At 73.2% G+C, this 23955-nt stretch carries 19 protein-coding genes and 2 pseudogenes; 11 read left to right on the forward strand and 10 right to left on the reverse strand.

The features are described 5' to 3' along the window. Positions 1–17: 17 nt before the first annotated feature. Entirely contained in the window at positions 18–2402 is a 2385-nt protein-coding gene (locus tag AB0412_RS09785) for an excinuclease ABC subunit UvrA (RefSeq protein WP_366402322.1), read from the forward strand. On the opposite strand, the gene AB0412_RS09790 is transcribed toward AB0412_RS09785, so the two are convergent. Both AB0412_RS09790 and AB0412_RS09795 read right to left on the reverse strand, forming a co-directional pair. Then, a complete protein-coding gene (locus AB0412_RS09790; protein ID WP_366402000.1) occupies positions 2387–2671 on the reverse strand; it encodes a hypothetical protein in 285 nt (94 codons plus the stop codon). The genes AB0412_RS09785 and AB0412_RS09790 overlap by 16 nt on opposite strands. Before the next feature lie 21 nt (positions 2672–2692). Continuing rightward, positions 2693–3694 (reverse strand): TerC family protein, encoded by a 1002-nt coding sequence (locus tag AB0412_RS09795; RefSeq protein ID WP_366402001.1) that lies wholly within the window; start codon positions 3692–3694, stop codon positions 2693–2695. Positions 3695–3849: 155 nt separating this feature from the next. Between AB0412_RS09795 and AB0412_RS09800 the strand changes: the two genes are divergently transcribed. Then, positions 3850–4395, forward strand: coding sequence for a DUF1990 domain-containing protein (locus AB0412_RS09800; protein ID WP_366402002.1), 546 nt, complete (start codon positions 3850–3852; stop codon positions 4393–4395). Between the two features lie 19 nt (positions 4396–4414). Here AB0412_RS09800 and AB0412_RS09805 read toward each other — a convergent pair whose 3' ends face one another. Continuing rightward, positions 4415–5071, reverse strand: a complete 657-nt coding sequence (locus AB0412_RS09805; protein ID WP_366402003.1) for a dienelactone hydrolase family protein — start codon at positions 5069–5071, stop codon at positions 4415–4417. Positions 5072–5204: 133 nt separating this feature from the next. Here AB0412_RS09805 and AB0412_RS09810 point away from each other — a divergent pair. Then, positions 5205–5857, forward strand: a pseudogene (locus AB0412_RS09810) (phosphoribosyltransferase family protein). 5 nt (positions 5858–5862) lie between these two features. On the opposite strand, the gene AB0412_RS09815 reads toward AB0412_RS09810, so the two are convergent. Continuing rightward, positions 5863–6309: an SRPBCC family protein gene (locus tag AB0412_RS09815; RefSeq protein ID WP_366402004.1), complete on the reverse strand. Its 447-nt coding sequence runs from the start codon at positions 6307–6309 to the stop codon at positions 5863–5865. Positions 6310–6478: 169 nt separating this feature from the next. Next, positions 6479–7579: a C45 family peptidase gene (locus AB0412_RS09820; protein WP_366402005.1), complete on the reverse strand. Its 1101-nt coding sequence runs from the start codon at positions 7577–7579 to the stop codon at positions 6479–6481. An 89-nt stretch (positions 7580–7668) separates the two neighbouring features. Here AB0412_RS09820 and AB0412_RS09825 point away from each other — a divergent pair, with 89 nt between their 5' ends. The 4 genes from AB0412_RS09825 (at position 7669) to AB0412_RS09840 (ending at position 15476) form a co-directional block, all read left to right on the forward strand. Further along, a complete protein-coding gene (locus AB0412_RS09825) occupies positions 7669–8331 on the forward strand; it encodes a TetR family transcriptional regulator C-terminal domain-containing protein (protein ID WP_366402006.1) in 663 nt (220 codons plus the stop codon). A gap of 184 nt (positions 8332–8515) precedes the next feature. Next, positions 8516–11701 (forward strand): FtsX-like permease family protein, encoded by a 3186-nt coding sequence (locus AB0412_RS09830; RefSeq protein WP_366402007.1) that lies wholly within the window; start codon positions 8516–8518, stop codon positions 11699–11701. Further along, complete coding sequence (locus AB0412_RS09835) at positions 11698–14490, forward strand: hypothetical protein (RefSeq protein WP_366402008.1); 2793 nt, start codon at positions 11698–11700, stop codon at positions 14488–14490. Before AB0412_RS09830 ends, AB0412_RS09835 begins: the two co-directional genes overlap by 4 nt. Then, positions 14487–15476, forward strand: a complete 990-nt coding sequence (locus AB0412_RS09840; RefSeq protein WP_366402009.1) for an ABC transporter ATP-binding protein — start codon at positions 14487–14489, stop codon at positions 15474–15476. Before AB0412_RS09835 ends, AB0412_RS09840 begins: the two co-directional genes overlap by 4 nt. A 127-nt stretch (positions 15477–15603) precedes the next feature. On the opposite strand, the pseudogene AB0412_RS09845 reads toward AB0412_RS09840, so the two are convergent. Then, positions 15604–15741, reverse strand: a pseudogene (locus AB0412_RS09845) (urease accessory protein UreG); the annotation flags it as partial. Positions 15742–16008: 267 nt separating this feature from the next. Here AB0412_RS09845 and AB0412_RS09850 point away from each other — a divergent pair. From AB0412_RS09850 to AB0412_RS09860, 3 genes are all read left to right on the forward strand, one after another. Then, complete coding sequence (locus tag AB0412_RS09850) at positions 16009–17307, forward strand: FAD-dependent oxidoreductase (protein WP_366402010.1); 1299 nt, start codon at positions 16009–16011, stop codon at positions 17305–17307. A 108-nt stretch (positions 17308–17415) separates the two neighbouring features. Continuing rightward, entirely contained in the window at positions 17416–17988 is a 573-nt protein-coding gene (locus tag AB0412_RS09855) for a GNAT family N-acetyltransferase (RefSeq protein ID WP_366402011.1), read from the forward strand. Between the two features lie 39 nt (positions 17989–18027). After that, the gene (locus tag AB0412_RS09860; protein ID WP_366402012.1) at positions 18028–18456 is read left to right on the forward strand and encodes a class I SAM-dependent methyltransferase; all 429 of its coding nucleotides are present in this window, start codon (positions 18028–18030) and stop codon (positions 18454–18456) included. A 4-nt stretch (positions 18457–18460) separates the two neighbouring features. On the opposite strand, the gene AB0412_RS09865 is transcribed toward AB0412_RS09860, so the two are convergent. After that, entirely contained in the window at positions 18461–19060 is a 600-nt protein-coding gene (locus AB0412_RS09865; protein ID WP_366402013.1) for a DUF2867 domain-containing protein, read from the reverse strand. A gap of 98 nt (positions 19061–19158) precedes the next feature. On the opposite strand from AB0412_RS09865, the gene AB0412_RS09870 reads away from it, so the two are divergent. Next, positions 19159–19716, forward strand: a complete 558-nt coding sequence (locus AB0412_RS09870; protein WP_366402014.1) for a TetR/AcrR family transcriptional regulator — start codon at positions 19159–19161, stop codon at positions 19714–19716. 14 nt (positions 19717–19730) lie between these two features. On the opposite strand, the gene AB0412_RS09875 is transcribed toward AB0412_RS09870, so the two are convergent. The 3 genes from AB0412_RS09875 to AB0412_RS09885 are packed head-to-tail and all read right to left on the reverse strand — an operon-like array spanning position 19731 to position 23843. Next, complete coding sequence (locus AB0412_RS09875) at positions 19731–20660, reverse strand: LysR family transcriptional regulator (protein ID WP_366402015.1); 930 nt, start codon at positions 20658–20660, stop codon at positions 19731–19733. Positions 20661–20718: 58 nt separating this feature from the next. After that, positions 20719–21555 (reverse strand): formate dehydrogenase accessory sulfurtransferase FdhD, encoded by an 837-nt coding sequence (fdhD, locus tag AB0412_RS09880; protein ID WP_366402016.1) that lies wholly within the window; start codon positions 21553–21555, stop codon positions 20719–20721. Then, positions 21543–23843, reverse strand: a complete 2301-nt coding sequence (locus tag AB0412_RS09885) for an FdhF/YdeP family oxidoreductase (RefSeq protein ID WP_366402017.1) — start codon at positions 23841–23843, stop codon at positions 21543–21545. The genes fdhD and AB0412_RS09885 overlap by 13 nt, the downstream gene beginning before the upstream one ends. Positions 23844–23955 lie beyond the last annotated feature (112 nt).

The raw sequence follows: 23955 nt of genomic DNA on the forward strand, positions 1-23955 counted from the left end.
GTCCGAGGAGCCAGAAGATGACCAAGGCCAAGACGACGAACTCCCAGTCGCCCGCCTTGCACGCCGCCGACAGCCACGACCTCATCCGCGTGCACGGCGCGCGGGAGAACAACCTCAAGGACGTCAGCGTCGAGCTGCCCAAGCGCCGGCTCACCGTGTTCACCGGAGTGTCCGGCTCCGGCAAGAGCTCCCTGGTGTTCGACACGATCGCCGCCGAGTCGCAGCGGCTGATCAACGAGACGTACAGCGCCTTCGTGCAGGGTTTCATGCCGAACCTGGCCCGGCCGGAGGTCGACGTCCTCGACGGTCTCACCACGGCGATCACCGTGGACCAGCAGCGGATGGGCGGCGACCCGCGCTCCACCGTCGGCACCGCCACCGACGCCAACGCGATGCTGCGCATCCTCTTCAGCCGACTCGGCACCCCGCACATCGGCGGACCCGGCGCCTTCTCCTTCAATGTGCCCACGGTCAAGGCCGCCGGCGCGATCACGGTCGGCAGCGGCAAGAAGGAGAAGGTCACCTTCACCCGCACCGGCGGCATGTGCCCCCACTGCGAGGGCCGCGGCAAGGTCTCCGACATCGACCTCACCCAGCTCTACGACGACTCCAAGTCCATCGCCGAGGGCGCCTTCACCATCCCCGGCTGGAAGTCGGACAACGTGTGGACCGTCGGGCTCTACGCCGAGTCCGGCTTCCTCGACCCGAACAAGCCGATCCGCGAGTTCACCAAGCAGGAGATGGAGGACTTCCTCCACCGGGAGCCCACCAAGGTGAAGGTCAACGGGGTCAACCTGACCTACGAAGGCCTCATCCCCAAGATCCAGAAGTCCTTCCTGTCGAAGGACAAGGAGGCGATGCAGCCGCACATCCGGGCCTTCGTGGAGCGGGCGGTCACCTTCACCGACTGCCCCGAGTGCGACGGCACCCGGCTCAGTGAGGCGGCCCGGTCCTCGAAGATCAAGGGCATCAACATCGCGGACGCCTGCCGCATGGAGATCCGCGATCTGGCCGCGTGGGTGCGCGAACTCGACGAGCCGTCCGTGGCCCCGCTGCTCACGGCGCTGCAGGGCACCCTCGACTCGTTCGAGGAGATCGGCCTCGGTTACCTCTCCTTGGACCGGCCCGCGGGCACCCTGTCCGGCGGCGAGGCGCAGCGCGTGAAGATGATCCGCCACCTCGGCTCCTCCCTCACCGACGTCACCTACGTCTTCGACGAACCGACCATCGGCCTGCACCCGCACGACATCCAGCGGATGAACGACCTGCTGCTGCGGCTGCGCGACAAGGGCAACACGGTGCTCGTCGTGGAGCACAAGCCGGAGGCCATCGCCATCGCCGACCACGTCGTGGACCTCGGCCCCGGCGCCGGCACGGCGGGCGGCACCGTCTGCTTCGAGGGCACGGTCGAGGAGCTGCGCAAGAGCGGCACCGTCACCGGCCGGCACCTCGACGACCGGGCGGCGCTGAAGGAGACGGTGCGCACCCCCACCGGCAAGCTGGCCGTCCGCGGCGCGTCGAAGAACAACCTCCAGAACGTCGACGTCGACATCCCGCTCGGCGTGCTCACCGTCGTCACCGGTGTCGCCGGCTCCGGCAAGAGCTCGCTCATCCACGGCTCGATCCCGGCGGACGAGGGCGTCGTGTCCGTCGACCAGACCCCCATCCGCGGCTCGCGGCGCAGCAACCCGGCGACCTACACCGGACTCCTCGACCCGATCCGCAAGGCCTTCGCCAAGGCCAACGGAGTCAAGCCGGCGCTGTTCAGCGCCAACTCCGAGGGCGCCTGCCCCACCTGCAACGGCGCCGGTGTCATCTATACGGAACTCGGCATCATGGCCAGCGTGTCCTCGCCCTGCGAGGACTGCGAGGGCAAGCGGTTCATGGCCGACGTGCTGGAGTACCGCTTCGGCGGGCGGGACATCAGCGAGGTGCTCGGGATGTCAGTGACCGAGGCCGAGGAGTTCTTCCGCGAGGGCGAGTCACGCCTGCCCGCGGCGCACAAGATCGTCGAACGGCTGGTGGACGTCGGGCTGGGCTACCTCACGCTCGGCCAGCCGCTCACCACGCTCTCGGGCGGCGAGCGGCAGCGGTTGAAGCTCGCCACGCACATGGGCGACAAGGGCGGTGTCTACGTCCTCGACGAGCCCACCACCGGTCTGCACCTGGCCGATGTGGAGCAGCTGCTCGGGCTGCTCGACCGGCTGGTGGACGCCGGCAAGTCGGTCATCGTCATCGAGCACCACCAGGCCGTCATGGCGCACGCGGACTGGATCATCGACCTCGGCCCCGGCGCGGGCCACGACGGCGGCCGGATCGTCTTCGAGGGCACGCCCGCCGACCTGGTCGCCGACCGCTCCACCCTGACCGGCGAGCACCTCGCGGCCTACGTCGGCGCCTGACGCGAGGACGTCTCCTCCACCCGCTGGGCGGCCTCCTCGGGGCGCTGGGAGGTCGCCCCGGGACGGTGGGCGGCCTCCTCCTCGTCCGGGGTCGCCTCCTGCGGCTCGTACTGCTCGCAGTGCGGGTTGTGACAGGGGCCCGCGATCCACAGCGGGACGTAGACGCCCATCGTCCTGTGGCGTTCCACCACGGTCTCGACGGGCTGTTTGCACGACGGGCAGACCTGACCGGCGGGCAGGGTCACCCGGTGTTTCCGCTCACGGTTCATGGCCAGGATTTTACTCTCGCTTTAATGCCTTTCGGGAGAGTCGTCCTGCGTGGAAATGTCGGACGGAGGCAGCTTTCCGGCGAGCTCCGAAGGCGGGGGCCGCAGCAGACTCAGCGCGATCGAGACGGCCAGCACGATCACGATCACGGACAGGCTCAGCCAGGACGGCACCTCCGGAATGGCCGGGCTGATCAGTTTGTGGGAGGCCTGCAGGATGAGCTTGACGCCGATGAAGGAAAGAATCAGCGCCAGGCCCTTGCTCAGATAGTGGAAGCGGTCGAGCAGCCCGGCCAGCAGGAAATACAGCGCCCGCAGTCCGAGAATCGCGAAGGCGTTGCTCGTGTAGACGATGAACGCGTCGCTGCTGACGGCCAGCACCGCGGGCACGCTGTCGACGGCGAACACCAGGTCGGCGGCCTCGATCGCGGCGACCACCGCGAGCAGCGGAGTGGCCACGCGCTTGCCGGCCTCCTTGACGAAGAACCGGGTCCCCGCGTACTCGTCCCGCACCGGAACGACCTTGCGCAGCAACCGCACGGCGATGCTCCGGCCGGGGTCGAAACTGTTGTCCTCCTCATTGAGGATCTTGTATGTGCTGTAGAAGAGGATGGCGGCGAAGACGAACAGAACGGCGGTGAAGCGGCTGACCACCGCCACCCCGGCCGCCAGGAACACCCCGCGGAAGACCAGCGCGCCTAGCACCCCGAGAAACAGCACCCGGTGCTGATAGGCGCGCGGCACCTTGAAATAGGCGAAAATCAAGGCGAAGACGAAGAGGTTGTCGACCGAGAGACTCTTCTCCAGCAGCCAGGCGGTCGTGTACTCCACGCCCGGTCTCGTCCCCACCACCAGAAAGACGACGGCGCCGAAGAGCACCGCCAGTCCCACCCACACTCCGCTCCACGCGGCGGCCTCACGAAACCCGATGATGTGCGCCTGCCGGTGCGCGAGCAGATCCACCGCCAACGACCCCAGCACCGTGACGGCGAACACCATCCACAGCCACACCGGCACGTCGTGCACGGGCCCACCCCCTCGGAACGCGGGATCGACCGGGGGCCTATCTCGAGTCTGGGGCATCCGCCAGCCGCTTGTCTCTTCGGCGGTGCGACGACTTCGGGGGAGGGGATAGGTTGGCCCCTGGATGCTGCCGCGAGGCCGGTCGGAACAGGGGCGTGATGGCGGGTGACGACAGCCGAGCGGGCGCAGGGTGCGTCAACTACGGCATTCCGGGGGCGACCGACCCCGGCGTTCCGCTCTGGCAGGCCGCGCCGTCCGGGTTCCGGCGGTACGAGAGGACCGTGGTGATCGGCCGGGGAGCGGACGTCTGGTCGGCCGCTCGGGACGCCGTGGTGCTCTGGGAGGTCAAGCGCCGCAGCGGATTCGCCGTCGCGCAGGCCGACGGGAGCGGGATCCGGGTGCGCGAGGGAGGGCGCTACACCATCACCGCCGGGCGGTGGTGGTTCATCGTCTCGGAACCTGTCGAGGTGGTCGCCGTCATCGACACCGAGGACCGGTGCGGTTTCGCCTACGGCACCCGCCCGGGCCACCCCGTCCGCGGGGAGGAGGCGTTCATCGTCCACCGGGGTGACGACGGACGCGTGTTCCTCACCCTTCGCTCACTGACCCGGGCGGCGCCGGCAGGTCCCTGGCGGACCCTGTTCCCCGTGCTGCTGCTCGCCCAGTTCTGCGTGCGCAGGCGGTACCTGCGCGCGCTGGCCTGAGCGCCCGGTCGGGGACCGGTCACCGGCTCGCAGGTGTCAGGTAGTCGCCGAACCATCCGGCGGCGGCCTCGGCCACCTGCTGCAAGGCACCCGGCTCCGGGAACAGGTGGGTCGCCCCCGGCACCACATGGATCTCGTGCTTGCCCGACAGCCGGCTCGCCGCCCGGCGGTTGAGATCCAGTACCGTCTCGTCGTTGCCGCCCACGATGAGCAGAACCGGTGCCGCCACCAGTTCCAGCGCCTCGTCGGCCAGATCGGGACGTCCGCCCCGCGACACCACCGCCGACACCCGCCTCGGTCGCTCGGCCGCCGCCACCAGCGCCGCCGCCGCACCCGTGCTCGCCCCGAACAGGCCCACCGGGAGGTCCGCGGTGTCCGGGCGCTGCTCCACGTAGTCGACGGTCTCGGCGAGCCGTCGCGCGAGCAGGCCGATGTCGAAACGGTGCCGGGCGGTCACCAGGTCGTCGCGCTCCTCGTCCTCCGTCAGCAGATCCAGCAGGAGCGTCCCGAACCCGGCCCGGTGCAGCTCGGCGGCGACCGCTCGGTTGCGCGGGCTGAACCGCGAGCTGCCGCTGCCGTGCGCGAACAGCACGATCCCGCGGACCTCGTCGGGAACGACCAGATCGGCGGGCAGGGCCACCGTCCCCGAGGGGACCGTCACGGTTTCGGAGAGCATGCCTCGTCATCTCCCTCCGGCTGTCCGATGCCCGCCGCCCGGGTACCCGGCCGCTCCCGTTTCGGCACCCCTTCGCTGGAAACCCCGGTAGGCGGACCTGCACGGTCCTGCACCGGAAGGCAGGCATCCGACCATGCGATTCCACGACCGCCGGCAGGCCGGAGAGCAGCTGGCCCTCCGGCTGATGGAGTGGGCCGCCGACGGTGACCTGGTGAACGCCGTCGTCCTGGCCCTGCCCCGCGGCGGCGTCCCCGTGGCGGCCGAGGTCGCCCGGGCCCTGAAGCTGCCGCTCGACGTCCTGGTCGCGCGCAAGATCCCGGCTCCCGGCAGCCGCGAGACGGGGATCGGCGCGATCGTCGGCGAGGACCCGCCGCTGTACGACCGACGCGCCCTGGAGATGCTGGGCCTCAGCGAGGACCGGCTCGGCTCGCAGGTGGCGCGGGAACGCACGGAACTGCACCGCAGGCAGCAGGTCTACCGCGGCGGCAGGCCCGCCCCCGGGTCACCGGCCGCACCGTGATCGTCGTCGACGACGGACTCGCCACGGGCGTCACCGCACGCGCGGCCCTGCGCCACCTGCGCCGCCACGACCCCGCCCGGCTGGTCCTCGCCGTCCCGGTCTGCGGGCCCGCCACCGCCGAGCTGCTGCGCGACGAGGCCGACGACCTGGTGTGCCTGCACCAGCCGACGGGCTTCCACGCCGTGAGCGAGTGGTACGAGGACTTCGCCCAGGTCGGCGACGAAGAGGTACGGCAGACCCTGCGCGAGCTGAGTGCCGTCGCCTGACGGCGTCAGACCCTCGTGCTGTGCTCGCGCACCGCGATCCGTGCCAGCTTCGTCAGCATCATCCCGTTGCGCACGGAGACGACGTAGTCAATGGGCAGCCCGTGCATCCGGGTGCCGGGGCCCCGCAGCGGGTGCCAGTCGAGGACGAACAGGGTGTGCTCGCCCCACGGGATCAGGTTCATGGCGATACGGGCTGCGCCGAACGGATCCGCCTTCGCCTCGAGTTCCAGCCGCCGTTCGGGTTCGCAGATGCGGACGACACAGGTGTCGTCAAGGGTCAGCGGACCGACGCCGACCCGCACCCTCAGCCGGGCGCCCACGTCCGGCCAGTGCGGGTCCGCGGTGAGGACCTGCTGCGTGCCGGTCACCCACTCCCCGTACCGCCGGCCGTCGGACAGCAGCTCCCAGACCTCGGACGGCGAACTCAGGATCAGACGACGGTTCCGGGCCACGCGCATCACGCTCCTCGTCCGGCACGGCCGGGGCGCCCAGCACCCGGCCTGTCGCATCCCACCCTCGCGCCGACCGGTCCGCCCGCACACCCGGGCAGGTCCATACGGGGAAGCGCGCGGCAGGTCCTCACGGGGAAGAGCGAGGGCGGCCCGGCGGCCGGTCGCTGCCTCAGCCGGCGGTCAGCACACGCCAGTCGCGCGCACCGATGTCGGCCGGCGTGCCGTCGAGGATGCGCGCCGTGCGGGTCGCCGGTTCGAGGGTGAGCGTCGCGAGGCTCGCCCAGCGGCCGCCGAGCGGCTTGTCCGGATCGGGCAGGCAGGTCACGGGCGGCTCGCCGGGGCCGGTCACGAGACACTCCGCGAGGTCGTCGACCGTCGCCGGCGGCGGCCGGCGGGCGAGGCGGGCGCGGACGAAGTCGTGGCGCTCGCCGGAGTCCGGCTGGTAGAGCCATGTCTTCTCGCCGGCGGCCGGCACCGGGGTCAGGAAGTGGTTGGTGCGCACGAGCGTGCCGTCCCGCGCCGGCACCTCGAAGACACCCGCCGGGCTCAGGTCGAGCAGCACGGCGTCCGTGTCGTCGAACAGCGCGAACGACCCCGACGAGGCGAGCGGCGCGCTGCGCACGATCTCCACCGCCTCGGCGACACTGCCCGCCTCCTCCAGGACGACGGCCGCGAGCACGTGCACCGGCACGCCACCGACGCCGTCGCGGACATGGCCGAGGATGTTGAAGTGCAGGGCGAGACCGGCGCTGTTGACGCCCATCTTGCCGAGGATGCCGTTCTCGGTGAGCCCGGCCACGGCATGCCGCCCGCCCCGTGACCGAAGCATGTGCCACTGGCCGCTCAGCTCGACATGCCAGTCCCACGTCTGGACCCCGAACGGGTGCGGCGAGGCGCCGTCGCCGGGGACGCGCACGAGGGTGGTGCACTCCCCGGGCGGCACGGCGGTGCCGCCGGCCAGGATCTCGGTGCGGGCGTTGAGCGCGGCGACGCGCCACTCCTCGACGCCCGCGCCCCGGGCGATGCCCAGGATCTCGGCGTGCGCGGCGGGACGGAAGTCCCCGACGGCGTCGAGGGCCCGCAGGGCGTCCTCCCTGACCCGGGCGGGGCCGATGCCGCCGAGCGCGAACAGCCGGTCGTACACCTCCGCCGCGGCGAGGACGCCGTCCCTCAGCTGCTCACCCCGGGCGAGGCCGCGGTGGTACGGATCGGGGTCGCAGACCTCGATGTGCGGACGGTGGGCGGGGCGGGGGACGGAGGTCCGGGTCACGCGTTTCCTTCCGTGCTTCACTGGTCGCGGGCCTTTGTTGGCCGCTCGACCAACTGTATATTGGTCGTCGATCCAATAACCTGTCGTCCATGACGTCAAGACCCGCGCAGAGGCGGACCCGGAAGCCGCCCGAAGAGCGCCGCGCGGAGATCGTCGAGACGGCCGCGCGGATCGCGCTGGCGGAAGGCCTGGAGCTGATCACGCTGCGGCGCGTCGCGGACGAACTGGGCGTGCGGCCCGGCCTCATCAGCCACTACTTCCCGGTCGCGGACGACCTCGTGTGCGAGGCGTTCATCCTGGCCGCATCCGAGGAGCGCGCCGCGCTCCTGCCGGCCGACGAGGAGGACCTGCCCCCCGTCGACCGGCTCGCCCGCTTCCTCGTGGGCCTCGCCGACGGAGACCACCTGGACCTGAGCCGCCTGTGGCTCAACGCACGGCACCTCAGCCGGTTCAGGGCGTCCTTGCGGCAGGCCGTGCGCACCCAGGAGTCGACGATGCGCGGCGCGCTCGTGTCCCTCATCGACGACGGCGTCGAGGCGGGGCAGTTCACGACCGACGACCCGATGAAGGAGGCCCTGCACATCCTCGTCGCCGTCGACGGGCTGGGCGCGTACGCCAACGACGATGCGGACCCGGACGCCCCGGACGTCACGGACGTGGCCGTCGAGACCGCCGAGACCCGGCTCGGCCTGCCCCGCGGCACGCTGCGCGCCCGAGCCGCCGCTCGAGAGCAGGTTCGCCCGAGCCCCTGACCCGCCCACGACTGAGCCGAGTTCGCCACTCCCTGGGCCCCCGACGGCGAGTTCGTCCGAACGATTGCCCGACTCCCGCGGCGGACCATACTGTGGCGGTCCGTGGGACGGGGGGAGACGGGGGAGTTGAGCGGGAGACGTACGCCGCCGTCGGCGTTGCGGGGCGGCCCGGCAGCACGGGCTGGTGCTGGTCGCCGCGGGGCTCGCCGTCCTGCTCGCCGCCACGGTCCTCGCCGCGCTCGCCGCACTCACCGAGAAGGCCGTCGAGGGCGGCGCCCAGCGACGGCTCGGCCGCGATCCCGACGCCGCGATCGGCGTCACCGGCCCGCACCGGGAGCGTGACGCACGGACCGTCGACACGCTCGTACGGGCCGCCGTCGACCGCACCTTCGGCGGCGTACCGCACCACACCTGGTCCGCGCTGCGGGTCCCGGCCGCCCGTTCCGCCCAGCTGACCGTCACCGAGGCGGACGGCCGCCGCCGCGAGGACGCCCGCGTGTCCCTCGCCGCCCTCCAGGACACGCGGCGGCACACGACCGTCGTCGCGGGCCGCCTGCCACGGCCGGCCGGGGGCGGCGGACCGCTCGAGACCGCGCTCAGCGACGTGTTCGCGGCCGAACTCGACGTACGGCCCGGCGACGACCTGCGGATCCAGCCGGCCATGGGGCCGCAGCTGCGCCTGCGGGTCGTCGGACTCTACCGGCCGAGCGAGCGCAGCCCGGCCGTCTGGGCCGGCCTGAGCAGCACCACCTTCGGTACGTCCGACAGCGTGGCCCTGATGACCCGTCAGGCGCTCACCGCCGCCCCCCGACTGGCCGAGGACGCCGGCGCGCTGTGGCTGGGCGTGCCCGACGCCGCACGGCTGCGACTGGCCGATATCGGGCCGCTGCGGGAGCGCGCCGACCGGTTCGCCGGCAGCGACGTCGCACGCTCCGTCCACCGCGACGCGCGGCCCACCACATCCCTGCGGGCCTCGTCCACGCTGGACAACGCCCTGGACGACCTGGCCACCCCCATCGCCGTCACCCGCGCCGGCCTGTACGTGCCGGCGACCCTGCTCGCCGCCCTCGCCGCGGCGGCCCTCGTCCTGACCGCCCGCCGGCTGGCCGAACACCGCCGTGCCGAACTCGCCCTGCTGGCCGCCCGCGGCGCCGGGACCTGGCGGCTGGCCGGGACGACGGCCGCCCTGTGGGCGCTCGTCGCCGTCCCGGCGGGCCTGGCCGCGCCGTTCCTCGCCGGCCCGCTGCTCAGGCTGCTCGACGGCGCCGGCCTGCTGCCGGGGGACGTCCCCGCGACGGCGAACGTGACAGCGGGCCGGGTGGCCGCACTCCTCGCCGTCGCGGTGCACGGAGCCGCACTGCTGCTGCCGACCCTGCGGACCGCGCGGGACCGGCACGCGGTGCGCGGCCTGCGACTGCGCCTCGGGCGGTTCGCGGGGGCCCAGCGGTTCGGCGCGGACCTGGGGCTCGCGGCCGTCGCCGTACTGGGCTGGCTGCAACTGAGCCAGTACCGCACCCCCGTCACCCGTGGCGGCGTCGACCCGGTGCTGGTGCTCGCCCCCGTGGCGATGACCACCGCCGCCGCGCTGCTGGTCCTGCGCGCCCTGCCGCTGATCGCCCGGCTCACCGACCCGCTGGCACGCGGCGGCACCGGACTCGTCCTGCCGCTCGGCGGCTGGCAGATCGCTCGCCGCGCCACCCGGCACGCCGGACCCGCCCTGCTGGTGACGCTCGCCCTGGCCGTGGCCGCGCTCAGCAGCACCGCGCTCGCCATCCTGGACCGCGGCGACCACGACCAGGCGGTGTTCCGGGTCGGCGCGGACCTGAGCATCGCCCCCGGGGAACGGCTCGCGCCCGCCGAGCGGCGCACCACGTACGGCGCGCTGCCCGGCGCCCGCGCCACCACCCCCGTGGTCGAGACACACGGCTACCTCGGCCAGAGCTGGGTCACCGTCACCGGCGTCAACACCACGAGCGGCCCCGCCCCCGCCCTGCGCCGCGACCTCACCGACCGGCCCGTGACCGATCTCGTGGCCCCGCTCGGCCGGAGGATCCCCGGCCACGGACTGCCGCTGACCGGCACACAACGGCACCTCCCGCTGCGCGTCCGGCTCTCCGCCGACGGACCCGGCACCCCCGTACCCGTCCGGCTGACCCTCCACTTCCTGGACGCCGACGGCCTCGCCCACACCGGCGAGGTCAGCCTCCAGGACACCGGCGGCGCCCCGCGCACCGTTCACGTTCCCGTCCCGGCCGGCGACGGCGCACGCATCGTCCAGCTCGGCCTGAGCATGGCCGGCGAGAAGGTGCGGCGCACCTACCGCCTCACCGTCGACCACGTGTCCGGCCTCACCCGGCCCGCCCGCTGGCACGACCTGCGCGCCGACCGCCCCGACCGGCACGCCGCGGGATGCCCCGAGGCCGAGCCTCCCCGGCGCCGCGGCACCGCCCCGGGCCCGGTGCTCTGCTCCGACCGGCCCGCGCCGGGCACCCTCCTCGACGCCGTGCTGCGCGGACCCGACACGGCCCTGAAGTACCCGACGTGGAGCGTGCGGCTCGGCACCGACCGGGTCAAGGGGCGACCGGCCGCGCCCGCGCTCGCCGACCGTACCCTGCTCGCCTCCGGAGTGGTCCGCGTCGGCGACAGAGTGACCCTGCAGACCGCCGAGGGCGGCACCGCACGCCTCGAGATCACCGGGGAGATCGACGCCGTGCCCGGCGCCGACCGCGACCGGCCCCGGCTGCTCGCCGACTCCCGGGCGATCGCCGCCCAGTTGGTGCTCGACGGCGCCCTGCCGGCCACCGAGTCCGCCTGGTGGGTGGCCACGACCGGGGCGGACACGACAGCGGCGATGCGTGCCGTCCGTGCCGACCCCCGCCTCGGCACCGCCGTCGACGTCCCGCACACACGCGCCCTGCTGGCCGCCGACCCGCTGCGCCAGGGCGCCCGCGCAGCCCTGACCCTGTGCCTGGTCCTCGCCCCGGCGTTCGCCGTGGTGGGCTTCACCCTGCACACGGCCCTCACGGCACGGTCCCGGTCGGGCGAGTTCGCCCTGCTGCGGGCCCTCGGCCTGCGCCGCGGCCAGCTCGCCGCCTGCCTGTGGACCGAACAACTGGCCCTCGCCGCCGTCGCCGCGCTCCTCGGCACGTTGCTGGGCACCGCCCTCGCCGCCATGATCACCCCGCTGGTCACCGTCGACGACACCGGCGCACCCGTCTATCCCGCCCTGCTCACCGACGTCCCCTGGCTTCGTGTCACCGTCACCGCGGCCGCGACGACCCTGGCGATCTGCGCGGTCGTCACCGTAGCCGCCCGCTTCCTCGGCCGGGTCGACCTGGCACGAGTCCTGCGCGCGGGGGAGGACCGATGAGACGCCCGGCCTCGCTCCGCGCTCCGGTCGCCCTGCGCGAGGTGCGGGCAGAACTGCCGACGCTGGTCTGCCTGACCCTGCTGATCGCGCTCCTCACCGGCGTCGCCGCCGCCGGGCCCGCCCTGGTCGACCGGTTCGCGGGAGAGGCGCTCGCCTCCCGGCTGGAGCAGGCGCAGCAGGCGGTGCCCGGCATGGACCTCAACGCCCGGTTCGACCCGGCGACGGCCCCGGGGCCCGGCTCCCGCCCGACCGACCTGAGCGAGGACCTGCATCCTGTCACCACCGTCATCGAGAACGCAGCCCCCGGCGCGCTGCAGGGCCGCCTGGCCCCGTACGCGACCCGCGTGGAACTGCCCCCCGTCCGCGCCCGGTCGGCCGGCCGGGACGTGGGGCTCGCCCTGGTGTACGCCTCGGACGCACCCGGCCGCGCCGACTACGCCGAAGGCCGCCCGCCCGACCCGGACAGCCCGGCGGTCGAGATCGCCGTCTCCACCCGGACGCGCGACGCGCTGCATCTGCGGCTCGGGCAGCGACTGCCGCTGTCGCCCGGCACGTTGAGGCCCGTCGACGCCACCGCCGTCGTCGTCGGATTCTTCACCGCGGACGAGCGGGGCGGGGCACCCGGAACCCGGCTGTGGCGTGAACAACCCCTGCTGGCCCGGCCGTCGCAGCACCCGCCGCGCAGCGGCGCCGCGCCCGCCTGGGAGGCCCGGGCCCTCGTCGCGCCGCGCACCGTCACCACGCTCCAGGACCAGGCAGGCATCACCCTCACCGTCACCTGGAGCCTGCGGCTCGACCTCGATGCGCGTACCGCCGCACGCCTCGCCGGCGAGGACGGGCAGCGTGAGCTGCGGCGGCTGCTCACCCGCTACCCGGACGACGCGCGGACCGCCTACTGCGGTGACATCGGCGGCTTCGGCGGCATGTACTGCTCCATCGGCCACCATCAGGCCTCCACCCTGGACCACCACACACGGCTCCTCGACGTGCTCGACGAGTTCGGCCGGCAGTGGCGGCAGGGCCGCGTGGTGATCTCCTTCGCGCTCGCCTCGCTGCTCGTCGTCGGACTGCTCACCGCCGTCGCCACCGCACTGCTGGCGCTGCGCCGCCGCCTCGACGTCCACCGGCTGCAGTGCGCCCGCGGCGCCTCCGCCACCGGTCTCGCGCTGGCCCGGGCGGCACACACCGCGCCCGCCGCCGTCATCGGACTCGCGGGCGGACTCGCCGCCGCGCGCTCCCTCCCGTCGGCGTCACCCGCGTACCGGTACGGCGTGGGCGTCGCGGTGCTGTGGCTGCTGCTGCCCGCGTTCACCTGGTACGCGCTCCGCGACCGCGCCGCACCCACCCGGCGGGACCCCGCCCCCTCGCACCGGGCCGGCCGCCGCCTCGTAGCGGAACTGGTCACGCTCCTGCTGGCCGCGGCCGGTGTGGCGGCGCTGCGCGCCCGGGGCACGTCGGCCGCCGCGGGCCCCGACCCGCTGCTCGCGGCGGTACCGGCCCTGCTGGGCCTGGTCACCGTCGCCGTGCTGGTGCGCTGCTACCCCCTGCCCGTGCGGCTCCTGGCCCGCTGGACGGCGCGCGGGCGCGGTGCGGTGGCGCTGATCGCGTTCGCCCGCGCCGCGAAGGAGGCCCCGGCCCGGGCGCTGGCGCTGCTCGTGCTGGTGGTGACGCTGGCCGGTGCGGTGTTCGGCGGACTCGTCGCCGGCAGCCTGGCCGACGGGCGGCGCGCCACCGCCGCCTGGCAGGTCGGCGCCGACGCGTCGTTCCTCGGCCACCACCCCGACGTCGCCGAACGGCTCACGCGGGTGCGGGGCGTACGGCACACCGTCCACGTGCGCCAGCTGCGGGTCGACCCGACGAGCGCGACCAGCGGCGAACGCCACGGTGTCGCCAGTCTGCTGGGCGTCGACGGGGACCGGCTGCGGGCAGCCTCCCCCGGATCGCGGGCCGCCCGGGCGCTCGCGGCGGCCGGAATCGACGGAACCGGGCCCGCCGGCCCCGACATCCCCGTTCTGGCCACCGGCGCCCGGACCGGCGACGTGCTGACCATCACGTCGCACGGCAGAGAGCTGCGCCTGCGCGTCGCCGGAGCGCTCCCGGAGACGGTCCTGCGCGACCCGGCCCTCGGCCCGGTGCGCACCTCGACCACGGCGCGGGACCGGATGCTGCTCACCGACAACCGGGCCCTCGCGTCCATCGACCCGGGCGACTTCGAGCAGACCGCGTTGCTGCTGTACGGCCCCCGGCTGGACGTGCGGGAACTGCGGTCGATCGTGCCGAGGGCGGCCTCCGGCGCGGCCGTCGGCGAGCTGCGCGTTCGCGCCGAGGAGGAGACCGACGCGGCGTCCGACGGCATGGTCCGCGTGCTCGTCGCCGCCCACACCGGCTGCACCGCGCTCGCCGTCGCCCTCGCCCTGCTGGCGCTCGTCCTGGACCTGCTGCTGTCCGCCCCGGCGCGCGGCCGCACCGCCGCCTTTCTGCGCACCCTCGGTCTGGGCCGCCGCGCCACATCGGCACTGCACCTGCTGCAACTGCTGCCGATGGTGCTGGCGGCGGTCGTGGGCGGTACCGCGCTGGGCATGGCCCTGCCGGCGCTGCTCGGACCCGCCCTGCAACTGCGCGAGTTCACGGGCGGACCCTTCGCCCCCACCGCCGACCCCGACCTGCTGCTCACGGCCGCCCTCGGCGCCGGGTGCGGTGTGCTGGTCCTGATCGCGGTGGGTGTGGAGACCTGGTGGGGACGGCGCCGCCGGCTCGGCGCGGTCCTGAGGCTTACGGAGGAACGGTGAGCGAACCCGAACCGAGCGACCTGCGCCGGCTGGAGGAACGGGCCCGCGCCGCACGGCGCCCCCTCCCGGACGAGGGCCTGATCGTCTGCGACAACCTGGTGCGCGTCTACCGCACCGAGGAGGTCGAGGTGCAGGCCCTCCAGGGGCTCGACCTCGTCGTCGAGGAGGGCGAGTGCCTGGCGCTCGTCGGCGCCTCCGGGTCGGGCAAGTCGACGCTGCTGTCCATCCTCTCGGGACTCGACCTGCCCACGGCCGGCCGCGCCCGGGTCGCCGGACACGACCTGCTCGCCCTGCGCCGCCGCGAACGCCTCGACTACCGGCGGCGCACCGTCGGGTTCGTCTGGCAGCAGACCGGCCGCAACCTGGTGCCGTACCTCACCGCCCAGGAGAACGTGGCCCTGCCGATGAAGTACACGCGCGTGCCACGCCGCGAACGCCTCACGCGGGCTACCGAACTCCTCGACGTGCTCGGCGTCGCCCACTGCCGCGACCGGCGGCCCGCCGAACTCTCCGGCGGCGAACAGCAGCGTGTGGCGGTCGCGGTCGCCGGCGCCAACACCCCGCGCGTGCTGCTCGCCGACGAACCCACCGGGGAACTCGACACCGCCAGTGGTGAGTTGGTGTTCGACGCGTTGCGCCGCGCCAACGAGCAGCTCGGCGTGACCGTCCTGGTCGTCACCCACGACCCGCTCGTCTCCGGCCAGGTCCGCCGTACCGTCCGCATCCGCGACGGCCGCACCTCGACGGAGACGCTGCGCGGGCCCGGCGCCGCCGCCTCCGAGGAGTTCACGGTCCTGGACCGCGCGGGCCGCCTCCAGCTGCCCGGTGAGTACGTGGAGCGCTACGGCCTGCGCGGCAGGGTCCGCCTCACCCCGGAACGGGACCACGTGGGCGTGTGGCCCGACCGCCCACGCGTCCCCGACAGCCCCGAGGGCCCGACGAGTTCGCCCGGCCCTGACGGGCCGGATGACCTGCGGCAACCCTGACGGCCGATGTGCTCCGGCAGCGCCGATGACCCGACGGGCTCCGGCAGCCCCCATGGCCCGTCGAGCTCCGGCAGACCCGATGACCCGTGAGCCCCGACAGCCTCCCGGCCCGAAGAGCCCCAGCCCCGATCGCCAGTGAGCCCCGGCGCAGAGCCCGGCACAGGGCGGCGACGGTGGCGGTCTTCCCGGACCCCACGGGCCCACCCGGCCCGATCCACAGAGCACGCCGACTGCCGTCGGGGAGCCGGGCGTCGGCACTGAGGGCGGTGGGGGCCGGCGTGGGAGTGGCCGAGGGGCAGCCCCCGGCCCGGGAGCCCCAGCCCCCGACGGCCCGTGAGCCCCGGCAGCCCCAAGGCTCGATGAACCCAGCAGACCCCGATGCCCCCACAGACCGGCACGCCCGGCAGTGAGCAGCGCCACGTTCGTTCGGTGTTGGTACTGGTGTGCGGCATGGTTCTGTTGGGCAGTCAATGGCTGACCCGGGAGCAAGTCGCTCGGGCGGGGTGCGAGTCGGTGTGGTGGGGAGTGGGACGTGCGGGTCTGCGTGATCGGGGCGGGTCTGTCGGGGCTGGCGGTCGCGCGTGCCCTGAAGGAGTCCGGTGTCGAGTTCGTCTGCCTCGAGAAGTCGCCCGGCGTCGGGGGCATCTGGCGCCGGCCGCAGGCGGGTGAGCGAGGCCCGGGCTATCTGTCTCTCCACCTGAACACGGCCAAGCAGCTGACGGGGTACAGCGATTTCCCGATGCCGTCGGCGTATCCGCTGTATCCCCGGCACAGCGATGTCGCCGCGTATCTGCGCTCGTTCGCCGAGTGGGCGGGCGTGCTGGACCACGTGGAGCTGCGCACCGAGGTGGTCTCCGCGGACCCGGACGCCGACGGCACCTGGACGGTGGTCAGCCGCGGCGCGGACGGCGCTCTGGCCTCGCGGCGTTTCGAGCAGCTGGTCGTCGCCTCCGGACACCACTCGGAGCCCGCGATGCCCGACCCGCTCCCGGCGGGCTCGGAGGGGTTCACCGGCAGGATCCTGCACTCCCTCGACTACCGCGACGGCAGTGATTTCGCCGGGCAGCGCGTGGTCGTGGTGGGACTGGGCGCCTCCGCGGTGGACATAGCCGCCGACCTCTCCCGCCATGCCGAGCAGACCCTGCTGTCCGTGCGCCGGGGACTGCACGTGGTGCCCAAGCAGCTGTTCGGCATGTCGCTGGACGAGATCGCCGAGGCCCCCTGGTGGAACGAGATGTCGCTGGCCCAGAAGCGCCGCTTCGTGGAGCAGGCGCTGCTGGTCGCCCGGGGCAGGCTCGCGGACTACGGGCTGCCCGAACCGGACCATCCGATCTTCTCCTCCGCCGTGACGATCTCCGACGAGATCCTCAGCCGCATACGGCACGGCAGGGTGACGCCGAAGCCGGCCATCGCCTCCTTCGAGGGCGGCCGGGTGGTCTTCACCGACGGGACCTCCGCGGAGGCCGACGCGGTGGTGTACTGCACGGGCTTCCGGATGGCGTACCCCTTCCTGCCCGCGGGCTGCCCCGCGGCCCCGGGCGGCCCGGTCGAGCTCTACCGGCGGGTCGTGGCACCGGACCGGCCGGGTCTGTACTTCGTCGGTCTGGTCCGTCCCGTGGGCGCGATCACCCGGCTCGTGGAGGCGCAGGCCCAGTGGGTCACCCAGATCGTCCGGGGCGAGGTCGTACTGCCCTCGCGGGAGGCGATGCGCGAGGAGATCACCGCGTATCTCGCCACCATCGCCGAGCGGTACGGACTCACCCAGGGCGCCTCGATCCAGGTCGATGTCGGCCCCTATCTGGGGGAGTTGCGCGAGGTCCTGAGTGTGTAGGGCCTGTTGCGAAAGTCCCGTCTGCCGGGCGACGCCATGCAACAGGCCCCAGCCCGCCGCCCGGTCTGCCGCGCGGCGGCGTCACCGGCAGCGTGCCATCGTGGTGCCATGACCATCGATGTCCGCCCGGCCACGGTCTTCGAGGACGTGCGCGCCGTGCTCGGCCCGAAGTCACCGGGGGCCAATGTCTGCTGGTGTCTGAGCTACCGCGTCCCGTCCAAGCTCAACAACGAGCTGCGCGGGCCCGCCCGCGGCGAGTACGTGGCGCGGCTGTGCCGTGCGGACCCGCCGCCCGGCGTCCTCGCCTACGACGGGGACGAGCCGGTCGGCTGGGCCGCCGTGGCGCCGCGTGCGGCCACGTCCTTCGCGCGCAACCGCAAGATCCCGCACATCGACGACCTGCCGGTGTGGTCCCTGTGGTGCATCCGCGTCCGCCCCGGCCACCGCAAGCAGGGCATCTCGCACGCGCTGATCGCCGGCGCGGTCGAGTTCGCCCGCAGTCACGGCGCACCGGCGATCGAGGCGTATCCCCTCGACAACGGCGACGCGAAGGTCGACCTGACGATGGCGTACGCCGGGATCCGCAAGAACTTCGAACGCGCCGGCTTCACCCACGCCGCCGACACCACCTCCGTCCTCGCCGGTCATCCCCGCGTCCTGATGCGGCTCGACCTGCGCTGACGACCGGCCGGGAGCGGACCGACGGCGTACTGTCGGCCTATGCCGCAGCTCTCACCCCGCCTCGCCCGGGCCGTAGCCGCACTTCCGCTGGAGCCGCACCTGCGGGTCCTGGAGATCGGGTGCGGGCCCGGCGCCGCGGCCCGGGCGGTCGCCGCCCGCCTGGAGAGCGGGCACATCCTCGCCATCGACCGCTCCGCCGCGGCCGTCGCCCAGGCGCGCACCGCCTGCGCCGAGGAGATCGCGTCGGGCCGGCTGACCGTACGGCAGTGTGCGGCCGAGGACTTCGTCCCGGCGCCCGGTGAGGGACCGTTCGATCTGGTCTTCGCCTTCCGGGTCGGTGCGCTCGACGGCCGTCACCCGGAAGCCGGCCGTCAGGCCCTCGCCCGCATCACGGCGGCGCTCGCGCCCACCGGGCGGCTCTTCGTCGACGGGGGAGACCCCCTGCGTGAGGTGCCCGTACCCAGGTGAGGGTTCACGCCATGCTGTTTCTCCGGTCGGCCGTGGCCTGCCACTGCCGGCCCATGGCCCGCAGCAGCGCCGGATACACCCCCACGTACCGGAAGGGTTTGATGCCGAGCATGTACACGGCGCCGAACGGCCCGTTCGGCTTGACGAGGACGGCCATCTGGCCACGGTAGGTGCCGGTCGTCCCGTCCTGGACCCAGCCGATGTGCATCACCGCGTGCACCGTGCGGTTGGCGATCTCGGCCGCCCATTCGTCGTGCAGCTGGTAGACGGAGGTGAACGGGGCGGAGCGCACGTCGGGCCCTCGTGGAGAGTCCCGGAGGTCCGCCGGGAGGCGGTCGCGCAGGGTCTGTACCCGGCCGCCGAGGCCGCCGTCGTCCTTGTCCCAGCCGAACAGCCGCCCGAGCTGCCAGCGCACCGCGAACAGTGCGCGGTACACCGGCGACGGGGCCTTGCCGGCGCCGCCCGCGATCTGCTCGACCAGGTGAGGGAGATCGTCGGGGCCGCCGGGGGTGGGCAGCGCCCACACGTCCTCCAGCCGGAAGTCGCCGGCGATCTCGTGGATCCGCCAGGGGCGGGACGTGTGCGCGGTACTGGCGAGTCTCATCGGTCGGCCCCTATCTATACGATGCCGTATAGATAAAGGCTAGCCCGATCTATACGCTCCCGTATAGATGACTCGGCTGCTGTGAGGGGAGACACACCATGGCCGTTGCCCGCACGCCCCGCGGCAGGTGGATCGAGGCGGGACTGCGGGCGCTCACCGCCGGGGGCCCCGAGGCCGTCCGCATCGAGGTACTGGCCCAGTCGCTGGGCGTCAGCAAGGGCGGCTTCTACGGATACTTCCGCAACCGGGACGCCCTGCTCACCGAGATGCTCGACACCTGGGAGCGGGCGGTCACCGACAACGTGATCGAGCAGATCGAGAGCGGCGGCGGCGACGCGCGGGCCAAGCTGGAGCGGCTGTTCAGCATCGCCTCCTCCGCCGACGAGCCGATGACGGGCGTCGCGGCCGAGCTCGCCATCCGTGACTGGTCCCGCCGCGACGAGGCCGTCGCCGAGCGTCTCCGGCGCGTCGACAACCGGCGCATGGACTACCTGCGCACCCTCTTCGCCTCCTTCTGCCCGGACGAGGACGACGTCGAGGTCCGCTGCCTGCTCGCCTTCTCGGTACGCGTCGGCCAGCACTACATCGCCGCCGACCACGGCCCCCGCAGCCGCGCGGAGGTCATGGAGATGACCAGAGGCTGGCTCCTGCGATGACCTTCCGGGCCGCGCTAGGGCGCTCCCTGCCGGCCGGGGAGCTGTTCGAGCGTGGCGGCGACGCCGGCGTGGCGGGCGAGGTCCGTCAGGGCGCGGGCCATGACCGAACCCGGCTCCCTGGTGGTGACGACCAGCCCGACCGGCACCGTCCGGGTGGGCTCGGTCAGGGGCAGGGCGCGCATGCCGTGCGGGACGCCGAAGACATGCAGCCAGGTGTGCGGCACCACGCTCGCCCAACGGCCCGTCCTGACATGGGCGAACAAGGTGGCCACCGAGTCGGTCTCCACACGGGGCGAGGGCCGCACCCCCGCCTCGGCGAACACGTCGTCCAGCACCCGGCGCCCCTGCATCGCCTCGGTCAGCAGACACAGCGGCAGCCTCGACGCCTCCGCCCAGGTCGCCGTCGTCCGGTGGGCGAGGCCGTCGGCGGTGGTGGTCAGCAGGGCGTACCGCTCCTCGTACAGCGGAACCGCCCGGAAGCCGTCCGCCAGGCCCTTGTGCAGATAGGTGACGCCCGCGTCCAGCTCGAAGTTCTGCAACTGCCGCAGGATGTCGTCCGACTGGAGGTCGGCCATCACCTCCACGGTGACCAGCGGATGCTCCGCGCAGAACGGCCCGGTCAGCAGGGACACCGCCCCCGACGCGGTCGGGATCGCGCCGATCCGCAGCCTGCCGCTCAGCCCGGTGCGCAGCGCCCCGACCTCGTTCTTCAGGGCATCGCGGTCGGCGAGGATCCGCTGCGCCCACACCACGATGCGCTCACCCTCGGGGGTGAGGCCCTCGTACCGGCGGCCGCGCCGCACCAGCGGCACGTCCAGCTCGTCCTCCAGCTTCCGGATCGCCTCGGACAGAGCGGGCTGGGAGACGTAGCAGGCCTGCGCGGCACGCGCGAAATGACGCTCCCGCGCCAGGGCCACCAGGTACTCGAGTTGACGGAACAGCACTCCACGGGTGTACCCGAGCCCCCGGCGCAACGCCAATCGGCGGCCGTCCCGGTGCCGGTCAGGCCGGCGGAACCCCTGTCAGCCGTTCGGCGCCGGCGTACACGTTCATCGAGGCACCGCGCAGAAAGCCGACCAGGGTCAGGCCGCTGTCCGCGGCCAGCTCCACGGCGAGCGACGACGGCGCGGAGACGGCCGCAAGCAGGGGAATGCCCGCCATCACCGCCTTCTGCACCAGCTCGAACGACGCCCGGCCGCTGACCATCAGCACCGTCTCGCGCAACGGCAGCAGACCGGCCCGCAGGGCGTGGCCGACGACCTTGTCCACCGCGTTGTGCCGGCCCACGTCCTCCCGCAGGCACAGCAGTTCGCCGTCGGCCGAGAAGAGCCCGGCCGCGTGCAGGCCCCCGGTGGTATCGAAGACCCGCTGGGCCGCCCGCAACCGGTCCGGAAGCGCCGTCAGCACCCGCGGCGCGACGCGCAGCGGGTCCCCGGCCACGGACCACGCCGCCTGGGTGCGCACCGCGTCCAGGCCCGCCTTGCCGCACAGCCCGCACGAGGACGTCGTGTAGAAGTTCCGCTCCAGCGACGCGTCCGGGGCGGCCACACCGGCGGCCAGAGCGACGTCCACCACGTTGAAGGTGTTGCCGCCGTCCGCGGTGGCGCCCGCGCAGTAACGGATCGCGGCGACGTCACCGGCGGCGTGCACCACTGCCTCGCTCACCAGGAAACCGGCCGCCAGATCGAAGTCGTCACCCGGGGTGCGCATGGTCACCGCGAGCGGGCGCCCGCCCACCCTGATCTCCATCGGCTCCTCGGCGGCCAGGGTGTCCGGGCGGTACGAGGCCGCGTCGTCGCGGATGCGCAGCACCCGCCGCCGTGCCGTCACGCGCCCCACGCTGCACCCCCGGCGCGCTCCAGGCGGATCACGACCCCCTTGGAGGTGGGGCAGTTGCTGATGTCGGCGACGCTGTCCAGCGGCACGAGGACGTTCGTCTCCGGGTAGTAGGCCGCCGCCGAACCGCGGCTCGTGGGGTAGGCGACGGCGCGGAAGTTCTCCGCGCGGCGCTCCCGTCCGTCGTGCCAGACGCTCACCAGGTGCACCAGGTCCCGGTCGGCGAGACCGAGGGCCTCCAGGTCGGCGGGGTTGACGAGCACGACGCGACGGGCGCCGTGGATGCCCCGGTAGCGGTCGTTCGGTGCGTACCAGACGGTGTTCCACTGATCGTGCGAGCGCAGCGTCTGCAGCAGCAGATGCCCTTCGGGGACGTGCGGCATCGTGAACTCGTTGCAGGTGAACACGGCCCTGCCGCTGGGGGTGGGGAACACCCGCTCGTTCACCGGGTTGGGCAGCGTGAAGCCGCCGGGCCGGGCCACGCGGGCGTCGAAGTCCTCGAAGCCCGGTACGACGCGGGAGATCCGGTCACGGATGGTGCCGTAGTCCTTCTCGAACTCCTCCCAGGGCAGCGGCGGGGTGTCCCCGAGGGTCCGGCGCGCCAGGCGGCTGATGATCGCCACCTCGCTGAGCAGGTGTGGGGAGGCGGGCGGCAGCTTCCCTCGGGAGGCGTGGACCTCGCTCATCGAGTCCTCGACGGTGACGAACTGCTCACCCGTGGCCTGTACGTCCCGGTCGCTGCGGCCCAGCGTGGGCAGGATCAGCGCGGTGTCCCCGCACACGGTGTGGGAGCGGTTGAGCTTGGTGGATATGTGCGCGGTGAGCCGGCAACGGCGCATCGCCTTCTCGGTGACCGCGCTGTCCGGGCTGGCCCGGACGAAGTTGCCCGCGACGCCGAGGAACACCTTGGCGCGCCCTTCGTGCATGGCCCGGATCGCGTTGACCGCGTCCAGCCCGTGATGCGCGGGCGGGGTGAAGCCGAACTCGCGCTCCAGGGAGTCGAGGAACTCCTGCGGCATCCGCTCCCACACCCCCATGGTGCGGTCGCCCTGGACGTTGCTGTGGCCGCGCACCGGGCACACCCCCGCGCCCGGCCTGCCGACGTTTCCCCGTAGCAGCAGGAAGTTGACGACCTCACGGATGGTGGGCACGCCGTGCTTGTGCTGGGTCAGTCCCATCGCCCAGCACACGATGATCTTCTCGCTCCTCAGGACCCGGGCGTGCACCTGCTCGATCTCGTCCCGGGTCAGTCCGGTCGCGGTGAGCACGTCGTCCCAGTCGGTCTTGGCGGCGTGCCGGGCGAACTCCTCGAACCCGGTGGTGCAGCTCTCGATGAACGCGTGGTCGAGCACCGTACCGGGCGCCGCGTCCTCCGCCTCCAGCAGCAGCCGGTTCAGGGCCTGGAACAGGGCGAGATCGCCGCCGGCGCGGATGTGCAGGAACTGGTCGGCGATCGGCGTGCCGCGGCCGAGAAGTCCGCGGACCTTCTGCGGATGCTTGAACCGCATCAGCCCGGCCTCGGGCAGCGTGTTGACCGCGACGACCTGCCCGCCGCGCCGCTTGGTCTCCTCCAGTGCCGACAGCATCCGGGGATGGTTGGTGCCCGGGTTCTGGCCCACGACGAACACCAGGTCGGCGTCGTGAAGGTCCTCCAGCGAGACGCTGCCCTTGCCGACGCCCAGGGTCTCCGTCAGCGCGGAACCGCTGGACTCGTGGCACATGTTGGAGCAGTCCGGGAGGTTGTTGGTGCCGTAGGCACGGGCGAAGAGCTGCAGGAGGAACGCGGCCTCGTTGTTCAGCCGCCCGGAGACGTAGAAGAGGGCCTCGTCGGGGGAGTCCAGCCGCCTGAGTTCACCTGCGAGCAGGTCGAGCGCCTCGTCCCAGCCGATCGGCTCGTAGTGGGTGGCGCCGGGCCGCTTGACCATCGGCTCGGTGAGCCGGCCCTGCTGGTTGAGCCAGTAGTCGGACCTGCCGTCCAGCTCGGCGATCGAGTGGGCGCGGAAGAAGTCCCGGGTCACCCGCCGTGACGTCGCCTCGTCGTTGATGTGCTTGGCGCCGTTCTCGCAGTACTCGTTCATGTGCCGCTCACCCGGCGCGGGCTCCGGCCAGGCGCAGCCCGGGCAGTCGATGCCGCCGGCCTGGTTGATGTTCAGCAGCGTCAGCGCGGTGCGCCGCGGGGACGTCTGACTCAGCGAGTACTCCAGTGCGTGGGTCACCGCGGGCAGACCCGTCGCCCAGGTCTTGGGCGGGGATACCGACAGGTCGTCGCCCGGGTCCTCGATGCTGCTCATGTTCCGCTCTGCCTCTCCGGCGGGCTGTGACGATCGGCCCCCGCCGTCACAGCACTCTGCGCGCCCGTCCGACGGCAAGTCAAAGACGGGTTGCCGATGAGCTGATAGGTCC

This window comes from Streptomyces sp. NPDC052012 (assembly GCF_040689265.1).
In the GTDB taxonomy this organism is placed as follows: Bacteria; Actinomycetota; Actinomycetes; order Streptomycetales; family Streptomycetaceae; genus Streptomyces.

Excerpts from the sequence above, each read along its gene's own strand:
- AB0412_RS09825 (WP_366402006.1), top strand. The coding sequence starts at position 7,669 with ATGACGTCAAGACCCGCGCAGAGGCGGACCCGGAAGCCGCCCGAAGAG.
- AB0412_RS09790 (WP_366402000.1), bottom strand. The coding sequence starts at position 2,671 with ATGAACCGTGAGCGGAAACACCGGGTGACCCTGCCCGCCGGTCAGGTC.
- AB0412_RS09855 (WP_366402011.1), top strand. The coding sequence starts at position 17,416 with ATGACCATCGATGTCCGCCCGGCCACGGTCTTCGAGGACGTGCGCGCC.
- AB0412_RS09835 (WP_366402008.1), top strand. The coding sequence starts at position 11,698 with ATGAGACGCCCGGCCTCGCTCCGCGCTCCGGTCGCCCTGCGCGAGGTG.
- AB0412_RS09785 (WP_366402322.1), top strand. The coding sequence starts at position 18 with ATGACCAAGGCCAAGACGACGAACTCCCAGTCGCCCGCCTTGCACGCC.
- AB0412_RS09870 (WP_366402014.1), top strand. The coding sequence starts at position 19,159 with ATGGCCGTTGCCCGCACGCCCCGCGGCAGGTGGATCGAGGCGGGACTG.
- AB0412_RS09800 (WP_366402002.1), top strand. The coding sequence starts at position 3,850 with ATGGCGGGTGACGACAGCCGAGCGGGCGCAGGGTGCGTCAACTACGGC.
- AB0412_RS09805 (WP_366402003.1), bottom strand. The coding sequence starts at position 5,071 with ATGCTCTCCGAAACCGTGACGGTCCCCTCGGGGACGGTGGCCCTGCCC.
- AB0412_RS09860 (WP_366402012.1), top strand. The coding sequence starts at position 18,028 with ATGCCGCAGCTCTCACCCCGCCTCGCCCGGGCCGTAGCCGCACTTCCG.
- AB0412_RS09865 (WP_366402013.1), bottom strand. The coding sequence starts at position 19,060 with ATGAGACTCGCCAGTACCGCGCACACGTCCCGCCCCTGGCGGATCCAC.
- AB0412_RS09885 (WP_366402017.1), bottom strand. The coding sequence starts at position 23,843 with ATGAGCAGCATCGAGGACCCGGGCGACGACCTGTCGGTATCCCCGCCC.